At 49.4% G+C, this 25,275-nt stretch carries 19 protein-coding genes and 1 pseudogene; 3 read left to right on the forward strand and 17 right to left on the reverse strand.

Annotated features, from left to right (window positions below; all coding sequences use genetic code 11):
* Positions 1 to 301 precede the first annotated feature (301 nt).
* The 14 genes and pseudogenes from nuoN to lrhA form a co-directional block, all read right to left on the reverse strand.
* On the reverse strand, positions 302 to 1,759 hold the full coding sequence (gene nuoN, locus OK023_RS10070; protein ID WP_317692603.1) for an NADH-quinone oxidoreductase subunit NuoN: 1,458 nt from the start codon (positions 1,757 to 1,759) through the stop codon (positions 302 to 304).
* A 6-nt stretch (positions 1,760 to 1,765) separates the two neighbouring features.
* Positions 1,766 to 3,295, reverse strand: a complete 1,530-nt coding sequence (nuoM, locus tag OK023_RS10075; protein ID WP_317692604.1) for an NADH-quinone oxidoreductase subunit M — start codon at positions 3,293 to 3,295, stop codon at positions 1,766 to 1,768.
* Positions 3,296 to 3,504: 209 nt separating this feature from the next.
* Positions 3,505 to 5,352 carry an NADH-quinone oxidoreductase subunit L gene (gene nuoL / locus OK023_RS10080; protein ID WP_317692606.1) on the reverse strand — a complete coding sequence of 616 codons (1,848 nt, stop codon included), beginning with the start codon at positions 5,350 to 5,352 and terminating at the stop codon, positions 3,505 to 3,507.
* Positions 5,349 to 5,651: an NADH-quinone oxidoreductase subunit NuoK gene (gene nuoK / locus OK023_RS10085; RefSeq protein WP_317692608.1), complete on the reverse strand. Its 303-nt coding sequence runs from the start codon at positions 5,649 to 5,651 to the stop codon at positions 5,349 to 5,351. The genes nuoL and nuoK overlap by 4 nt, the downstream gene beginning before the upstream one ends.
* A complete protein-coding gene (gene nuoJ, locus OK023_RS10090) occupies positions 5,648 to 6,208 on the reverse strand; it encodes an NADH-quinone oxidoreductase subunit J (RefSeq protein ID WP_317692610.1) in 561 nt (186 codons plus the stop codon). Before nuoJ ends, nuoK begins: the two co-directional genes overlap by 4 nt.
* A gap of 13 nt (positions 6,209 to 6,221) precedes the next feature.
* Positions 6,222 to 6,764 (reverse strand): NADH-quinone oxidoreductase subunit NuoI, encoded by a 543-nt coding sequence (nuoI, locus tag OK023_RS10095; RefSeq protein ID WP_021178518.1) that lies wholly within the window; start codon positions 6,762 to 6,764, stop codon positions 6,222 to 6,224.
* A 14-nt stretch (positions 6,765 to 6,778) separates the two neighbouring features.
* The gene (gene nuoH, locus OK023_RS10100; RefSeq protein WP_317692611.1) at positions 6,779 to 7,756 is read right to left on the reverse strand and encodes an NADH-quinone oxidoreductase subunit NuoH; all 978 of its coding nucleotides are present in this window, start codon (positions 7,754 to 7,756) and stop codon (positions 6,779 to 6,781) included.
* Positions 7,753 to 10,488: an NADH-quinone oxidoreductase subunit NuoG gene (gene nuoG / locus OK023_RS10105; protein ID WP_317692612.1), complete on the reverse strand. Its 2,736-nt coding sequence runs from the start codon at positions 10,486 to 10,488 to the stop codon at positions 7,753 to 7,755. The genes nuoH and nuoG overlap by 4 nt, the downstream gene beginning before the upstream one ends.
* 98 nt (positions 10,489 to 10,586) lie before the next feature.
* Positions 10,587 to 11,938 (reverse strand): annotated as a pseudogene (nuoF, locus tag OK023_RS10110) (NADH-quinone oxidoreductase subunit NuoF).
* A complete protein-coding gene (gene nuoE / locus OK023_RS10115; RefSeq protein ID WP_317692613.1) occupies positions 11,935 to 12,465 on the reverse strand; it encodes an NADH-quinone oxidoreductase subunit NuoE in 531 nt (176 codons plus the stop codon). Before nuoE ends, nuoF begins: the two are co-directional and overlap by 4 nt.
* A gap of 2 nt (positions 12,466 to 12,467) precedes the next feature.
* A complete protein-coding gene (gene nuoC, locus OK023_RS10120) occupies positions 12,468 to 14,264 on the reverse strand; it encodes an NADH-quinone oxidoreductase subunit C/D (RefSeq protein ID WP_317692614.1) in 1,797 nt (598 codons plus the stop codon).
* Between the two features lie 94 nt (positions 14,265 to 14,358).
* Positions 14,359 to 15,033 (reverse strand): NADH-quinone oxidoreductase subunit B, encoded by a 675-nt coding sequence (locus tag OK023_RS10125; RefSeq protein ID WP_317692615.1) that lies wholly within the window; start codon positions 15,031 to 15,033, stop codon positions 14,359 to 14,361.
* Positions 15,034 to 15,048: 15 nt separating this feature from the next.
* Complete coding sequence (locus tag OK023_RS10130) at positions 15,049 to 15,489, reverse strand: NADH-quinone oxidoreductase subunit A (protein ID WP_317692616.1); 441 nt, start codon at positions 15,487 to 15,489, stop codon at positions 15,049 to 15,051.
* Between the two features lie 784 nt (positions 15,490 to 16,273).
* Entirely contained in the window at positions 16,274 to 17,209 is a 936-nt protein-coding gene (gene lrhA / locus OK023_RS10135) for a transcriptional regulator LrhA (protein ID WP_317692617.1), read from the reverse strand.
* A gap of 1,058 nt (positions 17,210 to 18,267) precedes the next feature.
* Here lrhA and OK023_RS10140 point away from each other — a divergent pair.
* Both OK023_RS10140 and yfbR read left to right on the forward strand, forming a co-directional pair.
* Positions 18,268 to 19,482, forward strand: coding sequence for a pyridoxal phosphate-dependent aminotransferase (locus tag OK023_RS10140; RefSeq protein WP_317692618.1), 1,215 nt, complete (start codon positions 18,268 to 18,270; stop codon positions 19,480 to 19,482).
* A 111-nt stretch (positions 19,483 to 19,593) separates the two neighbouring features.
* A complete protein-coding gene (yfbR, locus tag OK023_RS10145; protein ID WP_317692619.1) occupies positions 19,594 to 20,193 on the forward strand; it encodes a 5'-deoxynucleotidase in 600 nt (199 codons plus the stop codon).
* Positions 20,194 to 20,349: 156 nt separating this feature from the next.
* Here the strand turns inward: yfbR and OK023_RS10150 are convergent, their stop codons facing one another.
* The 3 genes from OK023_RS10150 to yfbV form a co-directional block, all read right to left on the reverse strand.
* A complete protein-coding gene (locus OK023_RS10150; RefSeq protein ID WP_317692620.1) occupies positions 20,350 to 22,182 on the reverse strand; it encodes an SLC13 family permease in 1,833 nt (610 codons plus the stop codon).
* A gap of 156 nt (positions 22,183 to 22,338) precedes the next feature.
* Positions 22,339 to 22,833, reverse strand: coding sequence for a YfbU family protein (locus OK023_RS10155; RefSeq protein WP_317692621.1), 495 nt, complete (start codon positions 22,831 to 22,833; stop codon positions 22,339 to 22,341).
* A gap of 348 nt (positions 22,834 to 23,181) precedes the next feature.
* On the reverse strand, positions 23,182 to 23,637 hold the full coding sequence (gene yfbV / locus OK023_RS10160) for a terminus macrodomain insulation protein YfbV (protein WP_317692622.1): 456 nt from the start codon (positions 23,635 to 23,637) through the stop codon (positions 23,182 to 23,184).
* A 407-nt stretch (positions 23,638 to 24,044) separates the two neighbouring features.
* Here yfbV and ackA point away from each other — a divergent pair, with 407 nt between their 5' ends.
* Positions 24,045 to 25,247 (forward strand): acetate kinase, encoded by a 1,203-nt coding sequence (gene ackA, locus OK023_RS10165; RefSeq protein WP_317692623.1) that lies wholly within the window; start codon positions 24,045 to 24,047, stop codon positions 25,245 to 25,247.
* Positions 25,248 to 25,275 lie beyond the last annotated feature (28 nt).

Below are 25,275 nucleotides of genomic sequence, written 5' to 3' on the forward strand. Positions count from 1 at the left end.
ACTGCACAGTAACGGTAAACTCAGCATCATCAATAATCCCCGCTGCCTCTGGCTATGAGGATGACAACCCGTTATTTATAGATAGGCAGAAGTGACAAGTGACGCTTTAGCCATCTGAAGCAGGTAGAGACCTACGTTGGACGCGAATTCAGGTTAGATGGAAAAGCAAACAACTTTTTTACAAATAATCGCGCAATCGCGCACTGGAATAACCACCCAGAAAAAATAAACCCCTGCCGAAAAATGGAGGGGTTTATAAATAGAACCGCCAAGGCGGCCTTTGGTGTTAGCTGTATGCTAATCAGAACATCGGTTGTGCCATCTGCACCAGCGTAATCAGCGGTTGCGGATAGAGGCCCAACAACAGCACCAACGCAGCTGAGATCAAGACCACCACACCGCCAGCAGTCAATGCCCAGTTGTTCGGCGTATCACGCACCAGAGTCTCAGGTGCGCTCAGGAACAGACTGACGGTCACACGCAAGTAGTAGTACAAACCAATTGCACTTCCTACCACCACCGCACCGGTCAGCCACCATAAATGCGCACTAACGCCCATTGCAATGACGAAAAACTTACCAATAAAGCCCAGCGTCATCGGAATACCAGCCAACGACAGCATCATTACCGTCATCACCGCAGAAAGAATTGGCTTGTGCCAGAACAGCCCACGGTAAGAGAACAGTGAATCTGCATCAGGGCCCCGGTAAGGGCTGGACATCAGACTAACCACACCAAAAGCACCTAGGCTGCTGAACAGATAACCTGCCAGATAGACACCCGCAGTCTCCAGAGAAAGCTGATGCGTTTGCACTGCTATTAGAGCAACCAGCAGGTAACCAAGGTGAGCGATTGAAGAGTACCCCAGCAGCCGTTTGATGTTGCTCTGGCTGATCGCCATTAGGTTACCAAACAGGATAGAACAGAAGGCGATAATCGACAGCACCATGCGCAATGCTTCGCTGTCGACAGCCGGCGCATAGAGGAATAAGCGCATCACCACCGCAAATATGGCAATCTTGCTGGCAGTTGCCAAGAAGGTGGACACCGGTGCCGGAGCACCTTGGTACACATCTGGGGTCCATAGCTGGAATGGCACCAATGACAGTTTAAAGCCCAGTCCAACCACCATCATGCCTATCCCCGCCAAGATCAGCGGTTGATGCAACATACTATCCTGTAGGCTCTTGCCAAGACCCGCCAGTGACAAGTCACCAGACTCGGCATAAAGCAACGCCATACCGAACAGCAGGAAGCTGGATGCTGCTGCTGATAGTACCATGTACTTGATCGCCGCTTCCAGTGAACGCTTCTGGCGATAGGCATAACCAATCAGACCAAACAGCGGTAACGAGATCAATTCAATACCGAGAAAAAGCGAAGCAAGATGATTGGCGCTCGCCAGCAGAATACCACCCATGGCAGCGATCAATACCAGCAGGTAAAACTCTTCGCGGTTATCCGGGTAACCTACCAACCATGGATAGGCAAAGGTACAGGTTGCCAGACTCGCCAGCAGCACCAAACCGGTATAGAACATCGCGTAACCGTCAATCCGCATTAGTGGAGTGACGTCCATTGGACCTACCTGTCCAACAAAGTAAAGCGAAAGCAGCGCCAGGTTAAGACCGATCACGGTCAGAGTAGCGTTGATAAAGTGGTCGCGTCGCCACGCAATGCACAGCATCACAACCACCACCGTCAATCCGACGATCAACAGCGGTAACAGTGCGATCAGTTGTTGAGGAGTTATTGTCATGGCGAATTACGGCCTTGTTGTTAAAATTGCTGAAACTGACGGACCAAACCAGTGTTGCACGTTGCTCATCGCCGCACTTGAGGTATCCAGGATCGGTTGAGGGTAAACACCCAACAGAACCAATAGAACCACGAGCAACAAGATAATGAACAATTCACGCGCGGTCATGCCTGGCAACGGTTGATCGGATTTGGGTGCGCCGTAGTAGGCACGCTGCATCATAATCAACGAGTAAACCGAAGCAAACACCAGGCCGAAAGTAGAAATTACGGTGATCACTGGCACAACTTGGAAGCTGCCGAACAGTATCATGAACTCACCGACAAAGTTACCGGTACCCGGCATCCCCAACGTTGCCACAGCGAAGAACAGGGACAGCGCTGGGATGAACTTGATCCGCCCCCACAGGCCACCCATTTGCCGCATATCACGAGTATGCAAGCGTTCATACAACTGACCACAAATGATGAACATACCGGCAGCAGATAGGCCATGCGCGATCATCTGTATCACTGCACCCTGGTAGGCCAGTTGGCTGCCGGTGTAGATAGCGATCAGCACAAAGCCCATATGCGAAACAGAGGTATAAGCGATCAGACGTTTAATGTCGGTTTGCGCAAACGCCATCCAGGCACCATAGAAGATACCTACCACCCCCAGCCACATAGCGATAGGTGCAAATTCGGCCGAAGCGCTAGGGAAAAGTGGCAGACTGAAACGCAACAGACCGTAGGCCGCGGTTTTCAGCAAAATCCCCGCCAGGTCGACAGAGCCCGCCGTTGGTGCCTGGCTATGCGCATCTGGCAACCAGCCATGTAAAGGCACCACGGGCATTTTCACCGCAAAGGCGATGAAGAAGCCCAGCATCAGCAGATACTCAACGTGATACGGCATTGGCGTTTTCAGCAAATCTTCATAATTGAAGGTCCACACGCCAGTGGCATTGTAGTGCACGAACACCAAACCCAAAATTGCAATCAACATCACCAGACCGCTGGCCTGGGTGTAGATGAAGAATTTGGTTGCAGCAGTAATACGGGTTTTACCGTCCGATGCCTTGTGCCCCCATAGAGCAATCAAGAAATACATCGGCACCAACATCATTTCCCAGAAGAAGAAAAACAGGAACATGTCGATGGCAAGGAACACACCGATAACACCACCCAAGATCCACAGTAGGTTCAGGTGGAAAAAACCCTGATATTTCTGGATTTCACGCCAGGAACAGAGGATTGCCAGAACGCCTAACAGGCCAGTCAACACAACCATAAGCAGTGATAGACCATCCAGCGCCAGATGGATACTGATACCAAAGCGCGGGATCCACGGCAACACGAATTCAGATTGCCACTGTGGAATACCTAGCGGTTTTGTTAACGAATAGCCGCCCTGCAACCACAGTTGCAAAGAGAGCACCAGTGTCAACCCCATTGCGATCAACGCTATCCAGCGCGGTAACTTAGTACCGAAACGCTCGAACTGCCAACACAGCAGACCGCCGATAAAGGGGAGAAGAATTAGCCAAGGTAATAGCATGGCGTTTTGTGTCCCTTATTCTACCCTTCGCCTTTCGAGTTGCGACGTTGCTGACTACGTTTGCCCTCCTCAGTCACTTACTTCAGTAAGCTACCGAGGAGCTGCACAGTTGCCACCTAGCCACAACTTGAAATTCTTAGGTATAAAACATTGTACATAGCGCTGAATTTACAAGCGCTACGCCCGATAACTGTATTCGAATTGTTCTGTTAAACCAACATCAACAGAGCTAATACGACCACTGCCCCTACACCCATAGACGCGATATACCAGCGTATCTGGCCGTTCTCGCTCAACGTCAGACCACGGTTCCCCCAACGGGAAAACTGCGCTGGCAGATTCATCATAGAGTTAAGCGGATCGCTTTGCAGCAGCTTGGCAACAAGCAGGTATGGCCTGACGAACACCTTGTTATACAGCCAGTCGAAACCCCAAGCATAGAACCACCAGGTTGAGAAGAAACGCCCAGGAGCACTTTTCGCTATGCTGTTCACCAGACTGCGTTTCCCCAACCAGAGGGCTGCCGCCAGCAAGATGCCTACGATAGCTACGGCACCAGAAGCCATCTCTAGCATCAGTACATTGCCATGAGCAAGTTCCGTGGTATCAGGCAAAACACCCTGCAACGGTGGAACGATCATCGCACCAACAAAGGTTGAGAGTACCAGCAAAACCAGCAGCGGCAAGTGGTGGGTGATGCCTTTACCTGCATGAGCTTTGATTTTCTCTTCGCCGTGAAACACGATGAAAATCATGCGGAAGGTATACAGAGAGGTCAAGAATGCGCCAACCAAGCCAGCAATCATCAGGTTGACGTGGCCGTTCGCCATTGCACCCGCCAAGATCTCATCTTTACTGAAGAAACCCGCAGTAACCATAGGCAGAGCAGACAATGCCGCGCCACCAACCAAGAAACAGACATAAACCAGCGGAATACTCTTACGCAGCCCACCCATTTTGAAGATGTTCTGCTCATGATGACAAGCCAGGATCACGGAGCCAGAAGAGAGGAACAGCAACGCCTTGAAGAAAGCATGAGTCATCAAGTGGAAAATCGCTGCATCCCAGGCCTGTACTCCCAGAGCCAAGAACATATATCCAATCTGGCTCATCGTTGAATAGGCAAGCACCCGTTTGATATCGGTTTGTACCAACGCGGCAAAACCCGCCAACAGCAACGTTACCCCGCCAACAACACCCACCAAGTTCAGTACTTCCGGTGCCATCAGGAACAGACCATTCATACGGGCGATAAGGTAGACACCCGCAGTCACCATGGTAGCTGCGTGGATCAATGCTGATACCGGCGTTGGACCAGCCATCGCATCTGCTAACCAGGTTTGTAGTGGAAGCTGTGCTGATTTACCAACGGCGCCGCCCAATAGCATCAGCGTTGCCCAGGTAATTGCAGTGTTTCCTACTGCCAGTTTCTGCGGTGCCAGCACCATCAGTTCACGAATGTTCAAGGTACCCAGTTCGTGATAGAGGATAAACAGTGCAAAAGCCAGGAATACGTCACCAACGCGAGTAACGATGAAAGCTTTCATCGCCGCAGCACCATTAGCCGGATCTTTGTAGTAGAAACCGATTAACAGATAACTGCACAGGCCAACGCCTTCCCAGCCAAGGTACATCAGCAGCAGATTGTCTGCCAATACCAGTACCACCATGCTAGCGATGAACAGGTTGGTATAGGCAAAGAAACGTGAATAACCCTCTTCTCCACGCATATACCAGGAAGCAAACATGTGAATGAAGAAACCGACGCCAGTAACCACCGAAAGCATAGTCAGTGACAGGCCGTCCAGTACTAGGGTCACCCCAATATTGAAGTTACCAACGGTCATCCAGTTCCATAGATTTTGCTCAAACAGTTCAACGCCAGCGGCTTTTTGACCAAGGAAATCAATCGCTGCATATACTGTAACGAGTGCCGCCAAACCAATAGAGCCCACACCGACGGTAGCCGCTGTGTTCTCAGACCAACGACCACGGGAAAATGCCAGTAGCAGGAACCCGATCAGCGGTAGCAGAATTGTTAAATATAATAGGTTCATCCGCGCATCTCACTGACAGTATCAATATTCAGGGTATGACGACGACGGTAGAGCTGGAGTAACAGTGCCAGACCGATACTGGCCTCTGCTGCAGCCAAGCTGATCGCCAGAATATACATAATCTGCCCATCTGCCTGAGTCCAATAGCTTCCCGCCACAATAAACGCCAACGCAGCAGCGTTTATCATCACTTCCAGGCTAATCAGCATAAACAGCAGGTTACGGCGTATCAGTAACCCTGTTAGCCCAAGAACGAACAGTATGGCCGCCAAGATTAGCCCATGTTGAAGAGGGATCATGCTTGCTCCTCCGATTTTCTTTTCGCCATTTCAGCACTCGCTGAGGTTTTACTCAGAACTTCCCCCGGCTTGTGCTCACGACCAATGTGGAAGGCAACAACCAGCCCTGCCAACAACAGCATTGAAGCCAGTTCAACTGCCAGAACGTAAGGGCCGAAAAGGCTTATCCCAACCGCTTTGGCATCAACCATATCGCCGCTGATCCCCTCATCGGACACACTGCGGATAGCGACAATCAGTACTACCAACAAAACCAGTGATAATAAACCAGGGCCAACCCAGACAGATGGCTTCAGCCAGTCACGTTCCTGCTGTTGCACCGCGCTGCCAAGATTCAGCATCATCACCACAAATACGAACAGCACCATAATCGCACCGGCATAAACGATGATTTCGAGCGCACCTGCAAAATAGGCACCTAGAGAGAAAAAGACTGCCGAGATCGCCAATAGAGAAACGATCAGATACAGCAGCGCATGCACAGGATTGGTGTGCGAAATAACACGAATCGTCGCGACAATCGCAATCAAACCTGCCAGATAAAAGGCAATTTCCATGCTTTGCTTGCTCCTACGGCAACAGACCTTTGACATCGATCGGTTTGGCTTCATTTTCGGCTTCGCCTTTGGCTTTGCCGTCAATTGCCATACCGGCCATCCGGTAGAAGTTATATTCCGGATATTTACCCGGCCCCGAGATCAACAGATCTTCTTTTTCATACACCAGATCTTGGCGTTTGAATTCACCCATTTCAAAATCCGGCGTCAACTGGATCGCTGTGGTTGGACATGCTTCTTCGCACAGGCCACAAAAAATGCAACGCGAAAAGTTAATACGGAAAAACTCTGGATACCAGCGCCCGTCTTTTTGCTCCGCCTTTTGCAGAGAAATACAGCCTACCGGGCAAGCAACCGCACACAAGTTGCATGCCACACAACGCTCTTCGCCATCAGGATCGCGCGTCAGCACGATGCGACCACGGTAGCGAGGCGGCAGATATACCGGTTCCTCTGGATACATTTGGGTTTCGCGTTTGGCGAAGGCATGCAAGCCAATCATCCAAAGGCTGCGCACCTGGGTGCCGAAACCAACCACTAACTCTTTCAATGTCATGGTTTATTCACCCCTTATTGAGCGTTGTACAAAATAACCGCGGCAGTTGCCAGCAGATTAAGCAATGTCAGCGGCAAGCACACTTTCCAGCCAAAGGCCATTACCTGGTCATAGCGTGGGCGCGGCAAAGAGGCACGGATCAGAATAAACATCACCATGAAAAAAGCCGTTTTCAGCGCGAACCAGATAAATGGAGGCAAGAATGGCCCCTGCCAACCGCCAAAAAACAACGTCACAATCAGTGCTGAAACGGTAACAATACCGATGTATTCCCCGACAAAGAACAGACCAAACTTCATACCGGAATATTCAATATGGTAACCATCGGCCAATTCCTGCTCAGCTTCAGGCTGGTCAAACGGATGGCGATGGCATACTGCCACCCCAGCAATTGCAAAGGTAATAAAACCAAAGAATTGTGGAATAATGTTCCAGACGTGGGCCTGTGACTCCACAATCGCCTGCATGTTAAACGAACCAGCTTGCGCGACTACCCCCATCAATGACAGGCCGAGAAACACTTCATAGCTCAGAGTCTGCGCAGAAGCACGCATCGCACCTAACAGGGAGTATTTGTTATTACTTGACCACCCGGCGAACAGCACCGCATACACTGCCAAGCCCGCCATCATCAAGAAGAACAGAATACCGATGTTGAGATCGGACACCGCCCAGCTAGGACTGACAGGTACAATGGCAAATGCCAGTAATAAGGAAGTGAAGGCGATCATCGGTGCCAGGGTAAAGATCATCCTGTCGGAGAAGGTCGGAACCCAGTCTTCCTTGAAGAACATTTTGATCATGTCAGCGACTAATTGCAGTGACCCGCCCCAGCCGACACGGTTAGGCCCGTAACGGTTCTGGAACAACCCCAGCAGACGGCGCTCACCAAAACTCATGAAAGCGCCACAGCTTACAACGACCAGCAGGATCACTACCGCTTTCAGAATGGCGATCAGGATGTCGATCACCTCAGGCGTAAACCAGCTCATTGTGCCGCCTCCCGCAGATTTTCAACCGTTGCACCCACCAGCACTGGCGGTATCCCTGGCAAGCCGAGCGGTAAACCAACCTGGCCTTGTCCCAGTGTTTCACTCAAACGAACCGGCAAGCGTAGCAACTGCCCCGCACAGCTAAATTCCAGCCATGCTCCCGTTTTTACACCTAACAGGACAGCATCTGAAGGGTTAACCATCACATAGGCTTGCGGCATACGCTGTTGGATCACAGCTGAACGCTGAGACATTTCATCACTGCCGAACAGATGGTAGTAAGGCGCAACACGCCAGCCATCAACCTTAAAAGCAGCCGGGATGTTAGTGAAATAGCCAAGATTAGCCTCCCCTGCTTCAATCAGGCGAATGCCTGGATCGCCATGACGCAGGCTACCTCCGACCTCAGCCTGGAACTTGTTCCATGCCTGTGGTGAGTTCCAACCTGGTGCCCAGGCAAATGGGATCTGCTGACGATCCGCTAGTGGACTGTTATTACCTTCCATAGAGAAGGCAAACATAGTGTCTTTGTCCTGTGGCTGACGTGGTTCATGCACGCTGATGTTGGCACGCATCGCAGTACGCCCGCTGGAGCGGTGTGGAGAACGAGCCAACTTCTGGCCACGGATACGGAAATTAGCATCTGGAGCAGCCTCAACGATCCCTTCCAACTGCGGTAACGCAGCCACACATGCCGCAATAACATCATCAAGCTGAGTCCAGTCAACCTGCCGGCTAATATAGGTTGAGTGCAACGCGTGCATCCAACGCCAGCTTTCCAACATCACACTGTGGACATTTTTCTTGGCATCATCGTAATAAGCCGGGTCATACACCTGGAAGAAACGCTGAGCACGACCTTCCTGATTAACCAACGTACCATCACTCTCGGCAAAACTGGCTGCGGAAAGGATTAAATTGGCTTTATCCATGATGGCTGTGCGCTGATGATCAGCAACGATCAGGTTACTAGCCTTAGCTAACGCGGCATCTACTTTCGACGCAGGAGCATGGCGATAGAGATCGTTCTCCATCACGATGGCGGTATCGGCTGCACCACTTTCCAACTGCATCAATGCATCATCAAGGGAACCGCCACCAATCATCGCCAGGCCGAGGCTGTTAGCCGCAGAGGCAACAAAGGTGATACCGACGTTGGAACCACGCCCTTTAAGCGCCCTAGCGATATTGGCGGCAGCTTCAATAATTGCCTCGCTGCCCGCATTACTGCCGGTAACGATCAGGGGTTTCTGTGCACCTGCTAAAGCCTGCACAATCACGTCAATTTTCTTATTCAGACCTTCGGCAAGATCGGTGACAGCAGGAGCCGAATCGTCAAGCGCATGGGCAATGGCAAAACCTAAACGGGCCTGCTCATCAACCGGTGCACGATAGTTCCAGGCTGCAATATCATCAAGGCGGGTACTGTCAACATTGGTGATAAACAACGGGTGCTTGGCGTGCTGACCAATGTTCTGCACTGCCGCGATCTGCCAGTCGGCAACACGTTGTGCAGCGGCCATTGCACGTGCTTTACCCTTCACGGCCTGACGGACAGAGAGCGCGATACGAGCTCCGGTCTGGGTGAGATCTTCACCCAACACCAGCACCGCATCATAACTTTCGATTTCACGCAGATTAGGGGTGTGAACACCGCTATTTTTCAATACGTTGAGCATCAGGCTTAAGCGTTGCTGTTCTGCCTGAGCTATGCCGGTATAGAAGTTCTCTGCACCTACCAGCTCACGCAACGCAAAGTTGCTTTCCAAGCTGGCTCGCGGTGAACCGATACCAATGGTTTTCTTAGCCTGACGCAGAATGTCGGCAGCGCCTTGCATCGCCTGCTCGGCGTTAAGAGTGACCCAATCTTTACCACGCAGCTGTTGTGGCTGGCGAGGGCGATCTTTCAGATTCACATACCCGTAACCAAACCGACCACGGTCACAAAGGAAGTAGTGGTTTACACTACCGTTGTAGCGGTTTTCGATACGGCGCAGCTCACCATAACGCTCACCAGGACTGGTATTACAGCCAATACTGCACTGTTGGCAAATGCTCGGGGCAAATTGCATGTCCCACTTGCGGTTATAGCGCTCTGAATGGGTCTTGTCGGTGAACACGCCTGTCGGGCAAACCTCTACCAGGTTGCCAGAAAACTCGCTCTCCAGTGTGCCACTTTCGGGGCGACCAAAATAGACGTTGTCATGTGCGCCGTATACACCAAAATCAGTGCCGTCAGCATAGTCTTTGTAATAACGCACACAGCGATAGCAGGCAATACAGCGGTTCATCTCATGAGAGATAAAAGGCCCCAACTCCTGATTTTGATGAGTGCGTTTACTGAAACGGTATTTACGGAAGCTGTGGCCGGTCATGACTGTCATATCTTGCAGGTGACAGTTACCGCCCTCTTCACATACCGGACAGTCATGTGGGTGATTAGTCATCAACCACTCAACAACACTCTCACGGAACTGTTTGGCTTCTGCATCGTCGATGGAGATAAAGGTTCCATCTGATGCTGGTGTCATACAGGACATCACCAAACGGCCACGCGTATCGTCCGCGTTTTGGTATTGCTTTACCGCACATTGGCGGCAAGCGCCGACGCTTCCAAGCGCCGGATGCCAGCAAAAGTAAGGAATATCGAGTCCGAGAGAGAGACACGCCTGCAACAGGTTGTCGGCTCCTTCCACGTCGTATTCTTTGCCGTCTACATGAATCGTAGCCATAGTCAGCATGCTTCCAAGTGACCTGCCATATGGCAGGCATTAATCAAAAATTCTGGCCGTGTTTCGGGGCGCGCTCACCGCACCCAGGCAACCTGGGATTACCAGCGCTGCTTCAGCAAGTTGTTTGGCTGAATGCCGCCAATCGCCTGGACGTTGCCCAAATACTGGGGAGCAATACCGGCTTCAAACTCGTCACGGAAATATTTAATCGCGCTTTGCAGTGGCTCTACGGCACCTGGCGCATGGGCGCAAAATGTCTTGCCTGGCCCAAGGGAGCGGCATAGATGCTCAAGGGTTTCAATATCCCCCGGTTGACCTTCCCCCTTCTCCAACGCACGTAGGATCTTCACACTCCAAGGCAAACCATCGCGGCACGGCGTGCACCAGCCGCAGGACTCACGGGCAAAAAACTCCTCCAGATTACGCACCAAAGGAACCATGCCGATTTCGTGGTCTACTGCCATCGCCAGCGCCGTACCCAAACGGCTACCCGCCTTGCCTATATTCTCGAAATCCATCGGCAGATCAAGATGGTCGGCGGTCAAGAAGTCTGTACCAGCCCCCCCGGCTGCCAAGCTTTGAACCTCAGGCCGTCACGCATACCACCCGCATAATCCTCCAATATTTCACGTGCGGTAGTACCAAATGGCAATTCCCAAACGCCAGGGTTTTTCACCCGACCAGAGAAGCCCATGAGCTTGGTTCCAGCATCGTTACTCTTACCGGCAGAAATCCCTTTGTACCACTCAACACCATGTTCAAGAATCGCGGGTACGTTGCACAGGGTTTCAACGTTGTTCACGCACGTAGGTTTGCCCCATACGCCTGCGGAGGCAGGGAATGGCGGTTTTGAACGTGGGTTGGCTCGGCGCCCTTCTAGCGAGTTGATCAGTGCCGTTTCTTCACCGCAGATATAGCGACCTGCACCGGTGTGCACGAACAGTTCAAAATCGAAACCGCTGCCCAGAATATTTTTACCCAGCAAGCCCGCTTCAGTTGCTTCGGCAATTGCACGACGCAAATGCACGGCAGCCTCAACGTATTCACCACGCAAGAAAATGTAACCACGATAAGCTTTCAAAGCGAATGCAGAGATCAACATCCCCTCGACCAACAAGTGCGGCAGTTGCTCCATCAGCAAGCGATCTTTATAGGTGCCAGGCTCCATCTCATCAGCGTTACACAGTAGATAACGGATGTTCATAGATTCATCTTTTGGCATCAAACTCCACTTCAAACCGGTAGAGAAGCCTGCGCCGCCACGGCCTTTCAGCCCGGCGTCTTTTACCAGATTGACAATCTCATCGGGAGCCATTCCTTTGAGGGCTTTTTCTGCCCCTTGATAACCATTTTTGCTGCGATACTCATCCAGCCACACAGGCTGGTTGTCATCACGCAGGCGCCAGGTCAGCGGATGCATTTCGGCAGTACGTTTGATATCTATCATCATTTATACTGCTCCAACAGTTTAACTGCGTTTTCGGGCGTCAACCGTTCATGCGTATCGTCATCGATCATCATGCTTGGGCCTTTGTCACAGTTACCCAGGCAGCAGGTCGGCAACAGTGTAAAACGGCCATCAAAGGTAGTTTGACCCGGCTTGATGTCGAGCTTTTTTTCCAATGCGGCCTGAATGCCCTGATAGCCATTGATATGACAAACAACGCTATCGCAATAACGTATTACGTGACGCCCCACGGGCTGACGGAAAATCTGGCTGTAGAACGTGGCCACGCCTTCTACGTCGCTGGCAGGTATGCCCAGCACTTCTGCGATGGCATAAATTGCTCCATCCGGAACCCAACCACGCTGCTTCTGCACAATTTTCAGTGCTTCAATGGAAGCAGCTCGCGGATCCTCGTAATGATGCTTTTCATGCTCGATCGCATCACGTTCCTCCACGCTCAGCACAAATGCCTCCGCGCCGCTCTGCGGTACGGAGGCATCAGTCGCGTGATTATCTTTGAGATCATGCATAGTTAGCGGTCCACATCTGACATTACAAAATCGATACTACCCAGATAGACGATCAGGTCCGAAACCAGGCTGCCACGAATAACTGCCGGGATTTGCTGCAGGTGCGCATAGCTTGGGGTTCGTATCCTGGTGCGATAGCTCATGGTGCTGCCGTCGCTGGTCAAGTAGTAGCTGTTAATCCCTTTTGTCGCCTCAATCATCTGAAATGATTCGTTGGCTGGCATCACCGGCCCCCACGAAACCTGGAGGAAGTGGGTGATCAGCGTCTCAATATGCTGCAGCGTACGCTCTTTAGGCGGTGGAGTGGTCAAAGGATGATCGGCCTTGAACGGCCCTTCGGGCATGTTGTTCAGGCACTGTTCCAGAATACGCAGGCTCTGACGCAGCTCTTCTACCTTCAGCATCACGCGGGTGTAACAGTCACTGTTACCATCACCGACTGGCACTTCAAAATCGAAGTTTTCGTAACCGGAATATGGACGCCATTTACGCACATCAAATTCGATACCGGTAGCGCGAAGGCCTGCACCTGTCACCCCCCACTCCAATGCTTCTTTTGCATTGTAAGAAGCTACTCCTACGGAACGCCCTTTCAGAATGGTGTTTTTCAATGCTGCCTTAACATAAGAATCGATACGTTTTGGCATCCAGTCGAGGAAATCGCGCAGTAGACGGTCCCAACCACGTGGCAAGTCGTGTGCTACACCACCAATACGGAACCAGGCCGGGTGCATACGGAAGCCAGTAATCGCCTCTACCACATCATATACTTTTTGACGATCGGTAAAGGCGAAGAACACCGGAGTCATCGCCCCGACGTCCTGGATGAAGGTACTGATGTAAAGTAAGTGGCTATTGATACGGAACAGTTCAGAGAGCATCACACGGATGGTATTAACACGATCTGGCACCACGATCCCAGCCAGTTTTTCAACCGCCAGAACGTAAGGCATTTCGTTTACACAGCCGCCAAGATACTCAATACGGTCGGTATAAGGAATGTAGCTATGCCAAGATTGGCGTTCGCCCATCTTCTCGGCACCCCGGTGGTGATATCCCACATCCGGCACACAGTCGACAATCTCTTCGCCGTCCAACTGAAGAATGATACGAAACGCACCGTGCGAAGAAGGGTGGTTTGGACCGAGGTTCAGGAACATGAAGTCCTCATTTTCGGTGCCACGCTTCATGCCCCACTCTTCCGGCTTGAATTTCAACGACTCCATTTCGAGATCTTCTTTCTGTTTGGTCAACACGAAGGGATCGAATTCTGTGGCACGCGCCGGGTAATCTTTACGTAACGGGTGACCTTCCCAACTTTGAGGCATCATGATGCGCGTTAGGTGGGGATGACCATCAAAGGTAATACCAAACATTTCCCAGGTTTCGCGCTCATACCAGTTGGCATTGGGAAACACTTTGGTTGCTGTGGGCACATGCAAGTCTTTTTCAGACAGCGCCACTTTCAGCATGATGTCACGGTTACGTTCAATGGAGATAAGATGATAGAAAACAGAGAAATCAGCAGCAGGCAAGCCCTGTCGATGAGTACGAAGACGCTCGTCAACGCCATGCAAATCAAACAGCATGACGTAAGGCTTAGGCTGTTTTCTCAGGAATGTCATGACTTCCAGCAACTGGTCGGGCTTTACCCATACCACAGGCATTCCGGTACGGGTAGGCTGAACAGTAAAGGCTTCCGGCCCAAAACGGTTACGCAGTTCACCAATCACCGGATCATCTAGATGATCGCGGGTCTGCCAGGCAGGCAGGGCTTCGTGCGTCGTTAAATCTGTCATAATTTTTTCACCACACTAAAGGGTCATTTCGCCGCAAGTTCGACTTTCGCTGTGTTAACCAATAGCGCACTAAGATGGACGTTGAATGAACGTCTTAAATCTCGTCAGGCGTCCGAAGGTTGGTTACCGCAATACGCTCGGCATGCTTACGTTCTTTTTCAGACTGCATATTGGCACGGTAAACCCCTTGATCGCCTACAACCCAAGATAGTGGGCGGCGTTCTTTACCAATCGACTCCTGCAACAGCAACAAAGCCTGCATGTAAGCTTCTGGCCGCGGCGGACAACCTGGAATATATACATCAACCGGCAAGAATTTATCCACGCCTTGTACGACAGAGTAGATATCATACATGCCGCCTGAGTTGGCACAGGCTCCCATAGAGATTACCCACTTAGGTTCCAACATTTGCTCATAGAGGCGCTGAATGACCGGTGCCATCTTGGTAAAACAGGTGCCTGCAACTACCATGAAGTCTGCCTGACGAGGAGAAGCACGCAATACTTCTGCACCAAAACGCGCTACGTCGTGAACAGCGGTAAAAGAGGTCACCATTTCCACATAACAGCACGAAAGGCCGAAGTTGTACGGCCAAAGAGAGTTTTTACGCCCCCAGTTCACCATGTCATGCAAAGCATGTTCGAGTTTACCCATGTAAACTGTGCGGTGAACCTGCTGCTCCAGGGGATCGCCAACGACCTCCTGTTTTTGCAGGGGATAACGGTCATTCTCACCGTTCGGGTCTATGCGGGTGAGCGTATAGTCCATCTTAATGCCTCGCTGTTACTGCGGATGACTGTTGCTGGCGTTCTTGATTGTGCCTGGTTTGCTCAGGCGCCTGGAGCGCACCGGAGTCCAATCCAATGCGCCAATACGCACCAGATAAACCAGCCCAACCAATAACACCAAAATGAAAATGGCGGCTTCGATAAAGCCTACCCAACCGCTCTCACGAATAGAGATCGACCAAGCATACAGGTATAAGGCTTCAACATCGAAAATAACGAAAAACATAGCAACCAAGTAAAACTTGGCGGAAAGACGCATACGCGCCGAACCGACCGAGTCTATCCCTGATTCATAAGGGGTATTTTTAGCACGAGCCCGGGCTCTCCCACCCAGAAAGAACGCACCTAGCAGCATGAACCCGCAAAGCCCAAGAGCCAAAACGAGAAATACAGCGAATGCCCAGTGATGAGCGATAACTTCAGTGGTTGTAGACATACTCTATGCTTACTCATCAAAAGTGGCGTCGAACGCTCTGCTCTTGTTTCTGGCAGTTAGTGCACCACATCGATTTAAGGGAAGGATAAATATCCACACAAACATACTGCTTTTACAGAGAGTTAGGCAGCATTTTTCTGTGGGCTTTTTACTCCTATCTATAACCTTTTGTCAACTTTGACAAAAGTATCCACACATTAGTTTACATATGTATTATTTGATTAACATATGATGCGCCAGCAGCGGCTAAATCGTGTCAGTCCGTTGTTGTGCAAAAACGGAAAAATATAAACCAATGTGTATATTTCAGTTTTACTATATCATTGTCTCAGGATTTCCCTGTTGTTCCACTCACTACCTAGGGGTATTTTTTTGATCCAGAACACGTTTCATGCAGAAAGCTTCAAATAAACTACAGTAGTTTAACAATTTTTTTCAATTGTGAGTAAAAATAAGACAGCAAATCACCTAATAGACCCACTCTTTTCAAGTCCTTTACTCTCTGTTGTTTTTACTGCGTAAAGAAATACAGACTAGATTTGTTCAAACCACCGCAGTGTTTATTCGCAAAAAAGAAGTAAATAACACTTTCGAACAATTAATTTCGTCTCTACTCTATGTTAGTGAGATCAGGGGCAGCATTTCACGAGTTAGGTTAGCCTTTGGTGAGCAATAAAAGGCAAATAGTACGATCTACGAACTGACAATGGGAAGTAACCTACGTAGAGTAGGCATAAAAAAACCCCTGCAATAGCAGAGGTTTATACAAAAATCTGTTTGAACGTTATTCTTCTTCTTCAAACAAGCAAGAACTCTCTTCAATCACTGGTGATATTTCGTCGAAATGGTACGTTGCACCTCCATTCTGTACTGCATTAAAGATTGCCCTAGCTAGTTCATTTTCACACGCCATATCTTTGCATAACGCATATTGCGTATCGGGAAGCGGTGGTAAACCCTCAGCGGCCCCCAGAACCCTCAAGTCTGGACTCATCATCTCTACTGGCCTGGCTGTAACCCCTAAACCGGCCCTACACGCTGCCCGTACTGCGGATAACGTTGAAGCCGAGTAGGCAATACGCCAGGCAACGCCAGCCGCATCAAGATGTTTGATTGCCATAGTTCGAAACGGGCTTGGTTCATCCAGCACAACCAGTGGGATAGGTACCCCTGATTGGAAATTATAATCGGCAGCGCAGTACCACAACGTTGGTGATGTGCGCAAAACAATATGGGGATGCCCTCCGGTATCCACTGTAGTAATAGCCAAATCCACTTCTCCATTCTTCAGCATATCTGCCATAAATGGACTACGCTTTACCCGGACATCAATCGCCAGCTTGGGATAAACCGACGTGACGCGGTTTAGCAGATAAGGAAGTATAGTATCGGCACTATCATCAGAAGCCCCGATCGACAGAACACCATTGATATTATTGAACATCAGTGACGTACAGGCTTCATCATTGAAACGAAGGATTTTCCTAGCGTAGCCGAGAAACTGTATTCCGTGTTCGGTTAATAACTTATTGCGCCCATGGCGTGCAAACAACTCTTTGCCAACCAATTGCTCTAACCGCTGCATTTGTTGACTGACCGCCGACTGCGTGCGACACACGGCAGCCGCTGCCGCCGCGAAGGTATTCAAATCAGCAACAGCAACAAAAGTTCTAAGCAGATCGAGGTCGAGATTAATTATCGGACGATTTGCAGTTGTCATAGTGTTTTCTTCACTTTTTAAATTCTAATTTACAAACTACCCTGGTGTATTTCTAAGACGCAGCTAGAGAGCCAAGCGTCAGGCACGACATTACCCCACTCATCAGAGGAGGGCAAAAATATTACTTATAATTGTCATCTCTTCTATATCGCTTTTTATCCACTACTATCTTAACGGTTGGTTAATATGGATGAAAATTGCAATAAAAAACGACTACGCTTAAGAATAATGTGTGATGTCAAGTGTTAACACCCAGTACTTTCTTCACGCATCGTACTTCACAATATGTGACATTTCCTATGCTTCAATGCTGTTGCTTCTCATAACATCAACCCTAATGCAGAACGCCATTTGTCTGCCTTCCTTCAGGGCGATTACCTTGCATTATCCCATTCACTGCTTTAATTGACTCGTCGATTACGTGTCACCAGCTACGTGTGACCAACCTCGCCATAACTTCAACACAACATGCCGAAAAAACGTTCATTTCGATTAAAAAAACCGATTTGTCGATTAGCATTCAGTATTAATTTACCGATCTGTCTGAATCACTTAAGCATAGTATATTCATTAGCCAAATTAATAACTTTTAACAGTAAGAACTTTCACTATCCTAATAGTTCACTCTCGCTTGAAAAAGAACTTAAGTCGTATACTCAAAATTCTTTAATGCAATTTTTGTTTAACTAAAGTGTGGTATTGTCTGCGGCACACATCCACCCGATAACGTTCATATTATTATTTTGTTACAATTTTATTGCCATCTGACTCTCCATCCAATGTCAGGGAGGCTCTGCTTGTTGCCGCACAGCTCTACTGCTTTTTCTCAACCTGAGATTTAGTTTTAAAAACTAAAATTTAGAATTTAACTAAAATTAAATGCCATTTAATTGATTTTAATTTGATTTAAATATCTTTAAATACGTATTGCCTGCTCGTTTTCACCAAAGCTTTTCCTACCCCTTCAAAATCAGTGCATCCAGGAGTACATTGAACGGATTGAGGTGTTCCACGGTAGGGACACCCACCTACCTACTAAGCAAAAGGCTCAACTTTCTATGTCCCCCATTGAGAAATCCAGCAAGCTGGACAACGTCTGCTACGATATTCGCGGCCCAGTGCTCAAAGAAGCGAAACGCCTTGAAGAAGAAGGCAATAAAGTCCTGAAATTGAACATTGGTAACCCCGCTCCTTTCGGTTTCGAAGCCCCAGACGAAATCCTGGTTGATGTGATTCGTAATCTTCCAACCGCACAAGGTTACTGCGACTCCAAAGGGCTTTATTCTGCTCGCAAAGCGATCATGCAGCACTATCAGGCACGCAACATGCGCGACGTTACGGTTGAGGATATCTACATTGGCAACGGCGTATCTGAATTGATTGTGCAATCCATGCAGGCACTGCTTAACGCGGGTGATGAGATGTTAGTCCCTGCTCCAGACTATCCCTTGTGGACAGCAGCGGTTTCTCTTTCCAGCGGTAAGGCTGTGCACTATATCTGTGACGAAGAAGCGGGCTGGTTCCCTGACCTGGATGATATTCGTAGTAAAATCACTCCACGTACCCGTGGTATTGTGATTATCAATCCGAATAACCCGACCGGTGCGGTCTACAGCAAAGCATTACTGGAACAGATCGTTGAGATTGCTCGTCAACATGACCTGATCATTTTTGCTGATGAAATCTACGATAAGATCCTTTACGACGACGCCGAACACCACTCCATCGCTACACTGGCACCCGACTTGCTAACTGTCACGTTCAATGGTTTGTCAAAAACCTATCGCGTCGCCGGTTTCCGCCAGGGTTGGATGGTGCTCAATGGACCAAAGAAACATGCTAAAGGCTACATTGAAGGGCTGGAAATGCTGGCTTCGATGCGTCTGTGCGCCAACGTACCCATGCAGCATGCAATCCAAACGGCACTCGGGGGATATCAAAGCATCAGCGAATTTATCCAGCCGGGTGGTCGTCTGTATGAACAGCGCGAGCGTACTTGGCAGCTGCTGAACGATATTCCTGGCGTTTCTTGTGTGAAACCGATGGGGGCGCTCTATATGTTCCCGCGCATCGACGCCAAACGTTTTAACATCCGTGACGACCAGAAAATGGTACTGGATTTGCTGTTGCAGGAAAAAGTTCTTCTGGTACAAGGCAGTGCATTCAACTGGCCGCATCCTGATCACGTGCGCATTGTGACTCTGCCACGTGTGGATGAACTTGAAATGGCGGTGGGGAAACTGGGCCGCTTCCTCGAAACCTACTGCCAATAATGTTTAAAGGCGCAGTTCGCTGCGCCTGCATCGCGCACAAATCGCTTTGCATAACCCGCCTACACTGCTCACAATAACCGTCTCCACTAGCCGTTATCTAAAGGGAACACTATGAGCCAAAGCCACTTTTTTGCCCATTTGTCACGTTTAAAGCTGATCAGTCGCTGGCCACTGATGCGCAACGTGCGAACCGAAAATGTTTCTGAGCACAGTCTGCAAGTTGCATTTGTTGCCCATGCGTTAGCGGTGATCAAGAACCGCAAGTTTAACGGGAATCTGAACGTTGAGCGCGTTGCACTGCTGGCAATGTACCATGATGCCAGCGAAGTACTTACGGGAGATATGCCAACGCCCATCAAGTATTACAATCCGCAGATTGCCCACGAATACAAGAAAATAGAAAAAATTGCCCAACAAAAATTGTTGGAGATGATCCCGAAAGAGTTACAAAACGATTTCCGCCCGATCCTCGACGAGCACTATTACAGCGAGGATGAAAAACTGATTGTGAAACAAGCAGATGCTCTTTGCGCCTATCTGAAATGTCTCGAGGAATTGTCGGCTGGCAATAATGAATTCAAGCTGGCAAAAGCACGTCTCGAGAAGACCCTCAAACTGCGTCATAGCCCGGAAATGGACTATTTTATGGACGTGTTTGTTCCAAGCTTTAGCCTGTCGCTGGATGAGATCAGTATCGATTCCCCACTTTGATCATTGATGACCCGGTTACTCGTCATATTTCAAGTTGCATAAGCGTTTACTGTAGTCCTTTAGGGCCGTTGTAAACATTATTTCTGCTGTTCCAATCAGACTTATCGCCAACTTGTTGCTTCCATACAACTCGAATGATTTCGCGTAGATCCGGGCCTAAAATGTATATAACCACGGCACGACTATCACACTGACAATCATAACCAACACGGTAAAAGGCACACCAATCCTGACAAAATCAGCAAACTTGTAATTACCCGGCCCCAATACCAGCGTATTTACCGGCGATGACACCGGTGTCATAAAGGCAGCCGAGGCAGCAATCGCGATAATCATCGCAAACGGGTAAGGTGATACCCCCATTTCCCGAGCGGTGGCAATAGCGATCGGTGCCATTAAGACCGCAGTGGCAGTATTGGAGATAAACAACCCAATGCTGGCACAGAGTACAAACAGGCAAACCAGCATGACACGCGGCCCTGCATCGCCAGCAACATCCATCAGCCCCCGAACAATCAAGTCTACCCCACCGGTTTTCTGTAGTGCTTGCGCAAATGGCATCATACCAACAATCAAAATAATGCTTGGCCAGTGAATAGCCTTATAAGCGCTTTCCATATCGATGCAGCGGAAGTACCCCATCAAGAGACAGGCAATCAATGCAGCAATGGGATTGGGCACCTCGTCAGTCAACATCATTGCGACCATCAGCGCCAGACAAAACAGCGCATGCGGTGCCTGATTGATAGCTGGCGCAACTTCGTCCACCTCGGCGGGCAGATTCAATACGATGAAATCATGCGTTTTGCCCTGCAATTGACGAATGGCTTTCCAGTCGCCAACCACTAATAGAATATCACCAAGTTCCATCGGTTCATCGACCAACTTGCCTACCAAGGCTTCACCATCGCGACGAATACCTACCACATTAAGATCATAACGGCTGCGGAAACTGGCATCTCGCACACTTAGGCCTAACAATCCAGAGTCAGGAATGAGCGAAACTTCAGCCATTCCCACATTTCGCGACTGTTCAGAGAAATACTCACCTCTCAACACCATTGGCTCCAACTGTTGGTCACTACAGAACTCACGCAGATCGATATCGCAATCCGACATATCAATCAGCAGTACGTCCCCTTCACGAAGTTCAGTACTACCGAAGGCACTGACCATGACACGACGAAAGCGTTTCCAACGCTCAATACCGATAACATTAGCGCTATAGCGGGCTCGCAGATGCAATTCATCCAGTGAGCGTCCTATTAAAGGTGAACCACGGCGAATAGCTAAACGGCGCGCCCGCCCAGTTAACCTATAATCACGGATTAAATCGCGGAATGTCCTGCGCTGCCAACTGACTTTAGTCTTCGCACTACCGCTGTCGCCCATCCAGCGGCGTGCAACCAACATGTAGCCAACCCCCAGCAATAAAACCACCAAACCAATTGGCGTAACACCAAAGAAACCGAAACCGGTAATCCCCTCACGCACCAGTTCACTGTTCACCACCATATTCGGAGGCGTTGCCACCAACGTCATCATGCCACTGATCAACCCCGCAAAGCTCAGCGGCATCATCAAACGTCCTGGTGAAATCTTCATTCGTATGGCAACGCTCAACACGACAGGAATAAAAATAGCGACTACCCCAGTAGAGCTCATAAAAGCACCCAATCCGGCAACGGTGAACATCAGTAGCGCCAGCATTTTGGTTTCACTACTACCCGCTACTTTCACCAGCCAATCCCCCACCTGATAGGCTACCCCCGTTCTTACCAATCCTTCTCCTATCACAAACAAAGCAGCAATCAGAATGACATTAGGGTCGCTGAACCCCACGGTTGCTTCTTGCAGGCTCAAAGTGCCGCTCAACACAAATGCGATGATCACCAACAGAGCCACCACGTCCATGCGTAACTTGTTGGTAGTAAACAGCACGATGGCTATCAACAATAAAAGTAAGACCCAAAGCAATTCGCTGTTCAAACGCGTTCATCCGGTAGTGATCTAGGCCTTAAAAGCTAGCACAAAAAACCCCGCACATGCGGGGCCTAATCAATTTGGGGCGAGAAAACATCGGTTAAGCAACGGGTTCGATGCACATACCCTGCTCAATGTTGATAATCATGCGCAGGAGTTCAATCAAGCATTAATAATTTGTGTAATTTCAACGGCGCTCAAATGATATTGACGCGGACAGGATTGCCAGGTTGCTAACATGCGCTGGTACTTATCCCACATTTTAGTTTGAGCATTAAAACCGTGACTGCCAGAATCGAAATGTGTATAGCGTCCTTCCGTATTGACCAAGAAACGAACATAGCTCAGGTAACGCGCTTCAGTCGCCGCATCAAATCCCAGAAACGCAATACGACGTACATCCAATTCTTGACGACCCTTGAGATTTTCCCAAGATACCTGCAGGGCATGGTGCATCTCCATAATATTGATAATGGTGCGACACACCTCTTCACTCATATCACCAAAATCACGATCCAGTTCACGCATTTGTAAACCAAAACCGCGTTCAATGATGGTCTGTAGACGGCGATAACGTTCGGCGTTGTCTGGGTCGAGCATTGTCATCATTTTGTATTGATTCGACAGGATCAACCTTTGGACATTAGTCATTTCCATTTCATCTTCCTCAGTTCTGCAAATTGCCCAAAGCATCGCATGACTTCATTATGTAGCGGAATCACAACTCAGCCTTTTATTGATTTGACAGGGGTAATGACGCGATCAGCCACACCACGGTTCACTAAGCACTAAATAATTTCTTGTACCATGAAGGGGGCGAGCGCAGATCCATAAAGTGAGGCTCAAGCATAGGGCTCGCTCAGTCACTGAGAAATAAATCGAATTTGGATGCAGCAGCTCAGTAGCCCGAACGGGCTAGGCCCATTGATAGGCCGAGTTACTGAAATCAGCCAACATGCAGACAAATTAAAGTTAAAACGAGTATAAAACTCAGCCATTAAAGATTCAGAGATCGTCCAGGAAGGTCTTATCCAATTGCTTGAACGCACGTTTCAGCACATCCGCCAGCGCCTGATAGGTAGGCGTCCCCTCTATCGGTGCCATCGCCTGCCCCGCCTCAGCAAGCTTATTACGTACCTCATGGAACCATTGCAGCAACGTAGGCGGTAGCGGAGTGAGCGAACGACGCCCCAACCACCACAGCCCCTGCATTGGCAGACTGCAGGCAAACAGCGCTGTAGCAATCGCTGGGCCAAGTTGACCGCCCAACGCGATTTGCCAAGTAAGGGTAAATACCGCCAACGGAGGCATAAAGCGAACGGCAAAACGGGTCGCACGTACAACGCGATTTTCAGGGAAAACCGATGCCAGTCGTTTATCTGCTGGCCAAGTTTTCATGTAGTGTTGCCCGCGCTGGAAGATTTGAAACCAGCTTACAGAACCGGATGGTCTGCTCGTCATCGCTTACCTCAACTCGACGTGTGAAAAATAAAATATCCTTGCAAACACACCAACAAAAAAGTTGATTTTTTAAATTTATTTTGTGTTTACGATGGGCTGTCGGTATCCTAAGTTGGCCTTTTGGCCGCTAGAAGATAATATAAAATCTGTCAACTTTTTTCAGCCCATTAACTACCCGTTTTGACTTCTCAGCTACGATCTCAAAACGGGTAGAGAAAATGAAATTAGTTAAACCGCATAAGAAATCATCGGTTTTTTCATCATCATGACCTTTCTTTAAACTGACATGATGTTAATCATAAATGTCAACGGCATTATGCGCTACGCTTGTTGTGTAATTGACGATTTATTCACCACGTGTTTTTGGTCTTCCATATAACAACACGAACTATCAAATAGGTACTTCCATGTCGAGTAAGCTAGTACTGGTTCTTAACTGCGGCAGTTCTTCCCTGAAATTTGCTATCATTGATGCGATCAACGGTGAAGAACATATCTCTGGTTTGGCAGAATGTTTCCACCTTCCTGAAGCCCGCATCAAATGGAAAATAGATGGCGGTAAACAAGAGGCCGCGCTGGGTGCTGGCGCAGCGCACAGCGAAGCGCTGAACTTCATTGTTAATACTATTCTGGCACAAAAACCTGAGCTTTCCGCACAGTTGACCGCTATCGGCCACCGTATCGTTCACGGCGGCGAGAAGTTCACCGCTTCTGCCTTGATCAACGACGAAGTGCTGCAAGGTATCAAAGATTCTGTTCCCTTTGCACCATTACACAATCCAGCTCATCTGATCGGCATTGCTGAAGCATTGAAATCATTTCCGAATTTGGCGGACAAAAACGTTGCTGTCTTCGACACCGCATTCCATCAGACTATGCCCGAAGAGTCTTATCTGTACGCTCTGCCGTACAGCCTGTATCGCGACCATGGCGTACGTCGCTACGGCGCACATGGCACCAGCCACTTCTATGTCACACAAGAAGCAGCGAAGATGCTGAACAAGCCGGTTGAAGACGTTAACATCATTACCTGCCACTTGGGTAACGGGGGATCTGTTACTGCTGTTCGCAACGGTAAAAGTGTGGATACCTCTATGGGGCTGACACCGCTGGAAGGTCTGGTGATGGGTACTCGTAGCGGTGATATCGATCCGGCAATCATCTTCCACCTGCACGATGCCCTGGGAATGAGCGTTGACCAGATCAACAAAATGCTAACCAAAGAATCTGGTCTGCAAGGATTAACCGAAGTGACCAGCGACTGCCGTTATGTTGAAGACAACTACGCGACCAAAGACGATGCCAAGCGCGCTATGGATGTATTCTGCCATCGTTTGGCAAAATACATCGGTGCCTATAGCGCCCTGATGGAAGGCCGTTTGGATGCAGTGATCTTTACCGGTGGCATTGGTGAAAATGCAGCACTGGTACGCGAGTTGACGCTGAACAAACTTGGCCTACTCGGTTTTGAAGTCGACCATGCACGTAACTTGGCAGCCCGATTTGGTAAATCAGGCAACATCAGCAAAGACGGCAGCCGTCCGGCGCTGGTGATCCCAACCAACGAAGAGTTGGTGATTGCACAAGATGCTTGCCGTCTGACAGCTTAAAAACGTTACATGCCGCCAGCGCAGGCTG

This window comes from Serratia sp. UGAL515B_01, assembly GCF_033095805.1.
Classification (GTDB): Bacteria; Pseudomonadota; Gammaproteobacteria; order Enterobacterales; family Enterobacteriaceae; genus Chania.

What these genes read in the sequence shown, in the direction of transcription:
- nuoM (WP_317692604.1), bottom strand. Translation starts at nt 3,295, where the DNA reads ATGCTATTACCTTGGCTAATTCTTCTCCCCTTTATCGGCGGTCTGCTG.
- yfbV (WP_317692622.1), bottom strand. Translation starts at nt 23,637, where the DNA reads ATGACGAGCAGACCATCCGGTTCTGTAAGCTGGTTTCAAATCTTCCAG.
- OK023_RS10140 (WP_317692618.1), top strand. Translation starts at nt 18,268, where the DNA reads ATGTCCCCCATTGAGAAATCCAGCAAGCTGGACAACGTCTGCTACGAT.
- ackA (WP_317692623.1), top strand. Translation starts at nt 24,045, where the DNA reads ATGTCGAGTAAGCTAGTACTGGTTCTTAACTGCGGCAGTTCTTCCCTG.
- OK023_RS10155 (WP_317692621.1), bottom strand. Translation starts at nt 22,833, where the DNA reads ATGGAAATGACTAATGTCCAAAGGTTGATCCTGTCGAATCAATACAAA.
- nuoL (WP_317692606.1), bottom strand. Translation starts at nt 5,352, where the DNA reads ATGAACCTATTATATTTAACAATTCTGCTACCGCTGATCGGGTTCCTG.
- nuoG (WP_317692612.1), bottom strand. Translation starts at nt 10,488, where the DNA reads ATGGCTACGATTCATGTAGACGGCAAAGAATACGACGTGGAAGGAGCC.
- nuoJ (WP_317692610.1), bottom strand. Translation starts at nt 6,208, where the DNA reads ATGGAAATTGCCTTTTATCTGGCAGGTTTGATTGCGATTGTCGCGACG.
- nuoN (WP_317692603.1), bottom strand. Translation starts at nt 1,759, where the DNA reads ATGACAATAACTCCTCAACAACTGATCGCACTGTTACCGCTGTTGATC.
- lrhA (WP_317692617.1), bottom strand. Translation starts at nt 17,209, where the DNA reads ATGACAACTGCAAATCGTCCGATAATTAATCTCGACCTCGATCTGCTT.
- yfbR (WP_317692619.1), top strand. Translation starts at nt 19,594, where the DNA reads ATGAGCCAAAGCCACTTTTTTGCCCATTTGTCACGTTTAAAGCTGATC.
- nuoE (WP_317692613.1), bottom strand. Translation starts at nt 12,465, where the DNA reads ATGCATGATCTCAAAGATAATCACGCGACTGATGCCTCCGTACCGCAG.
- nuoH (WP_317692611.1), bottom strand. Translation starts at nt 7,756, where the DNA reads ATGAGCTGGTTTACGCCTGAGGTGATCGACATCCTGATCGCCATTCTG.
- nuoK (WP_317692608.1), bottom strand. Translation starts at nt 5,651, where the DNA reads ATGATCCCTCTTCAACATGGGCTAATCTTGGCGGCCATACTGTTCGTT.
- OK023_RS10130 (WP_317692616.1), bottom strand. Translation starts at nt 15,489, where the DNA reads ATGTCTACAACCACTGAAGTTATCGCTCATCACTGGGCATTCGCTGTA.
- nuoI (WP_021178518.1), bottom strand. Translation starts at nt 6,764, where the DNA reads ATGACATTGAAAGAGTTAGTGGTTGGTTTCGGCACCCAGGTGCGCAGC.
- nuoC (WP_317692614.1), bottom strand. Translation starts at nt 14,264, where the DNA reads ATGACAGATTTAACGACGCACGAAGCCCTGCCTGCCTGGCAGACCCGC.
- OK023_RS10125 (WP_317692615.1), bottom strand. Translation starts at nt 15,033, where the DNA reads ATGGACTATACGCTCACCCGCATAGACCCGAACGGTGAGAATGACCGT.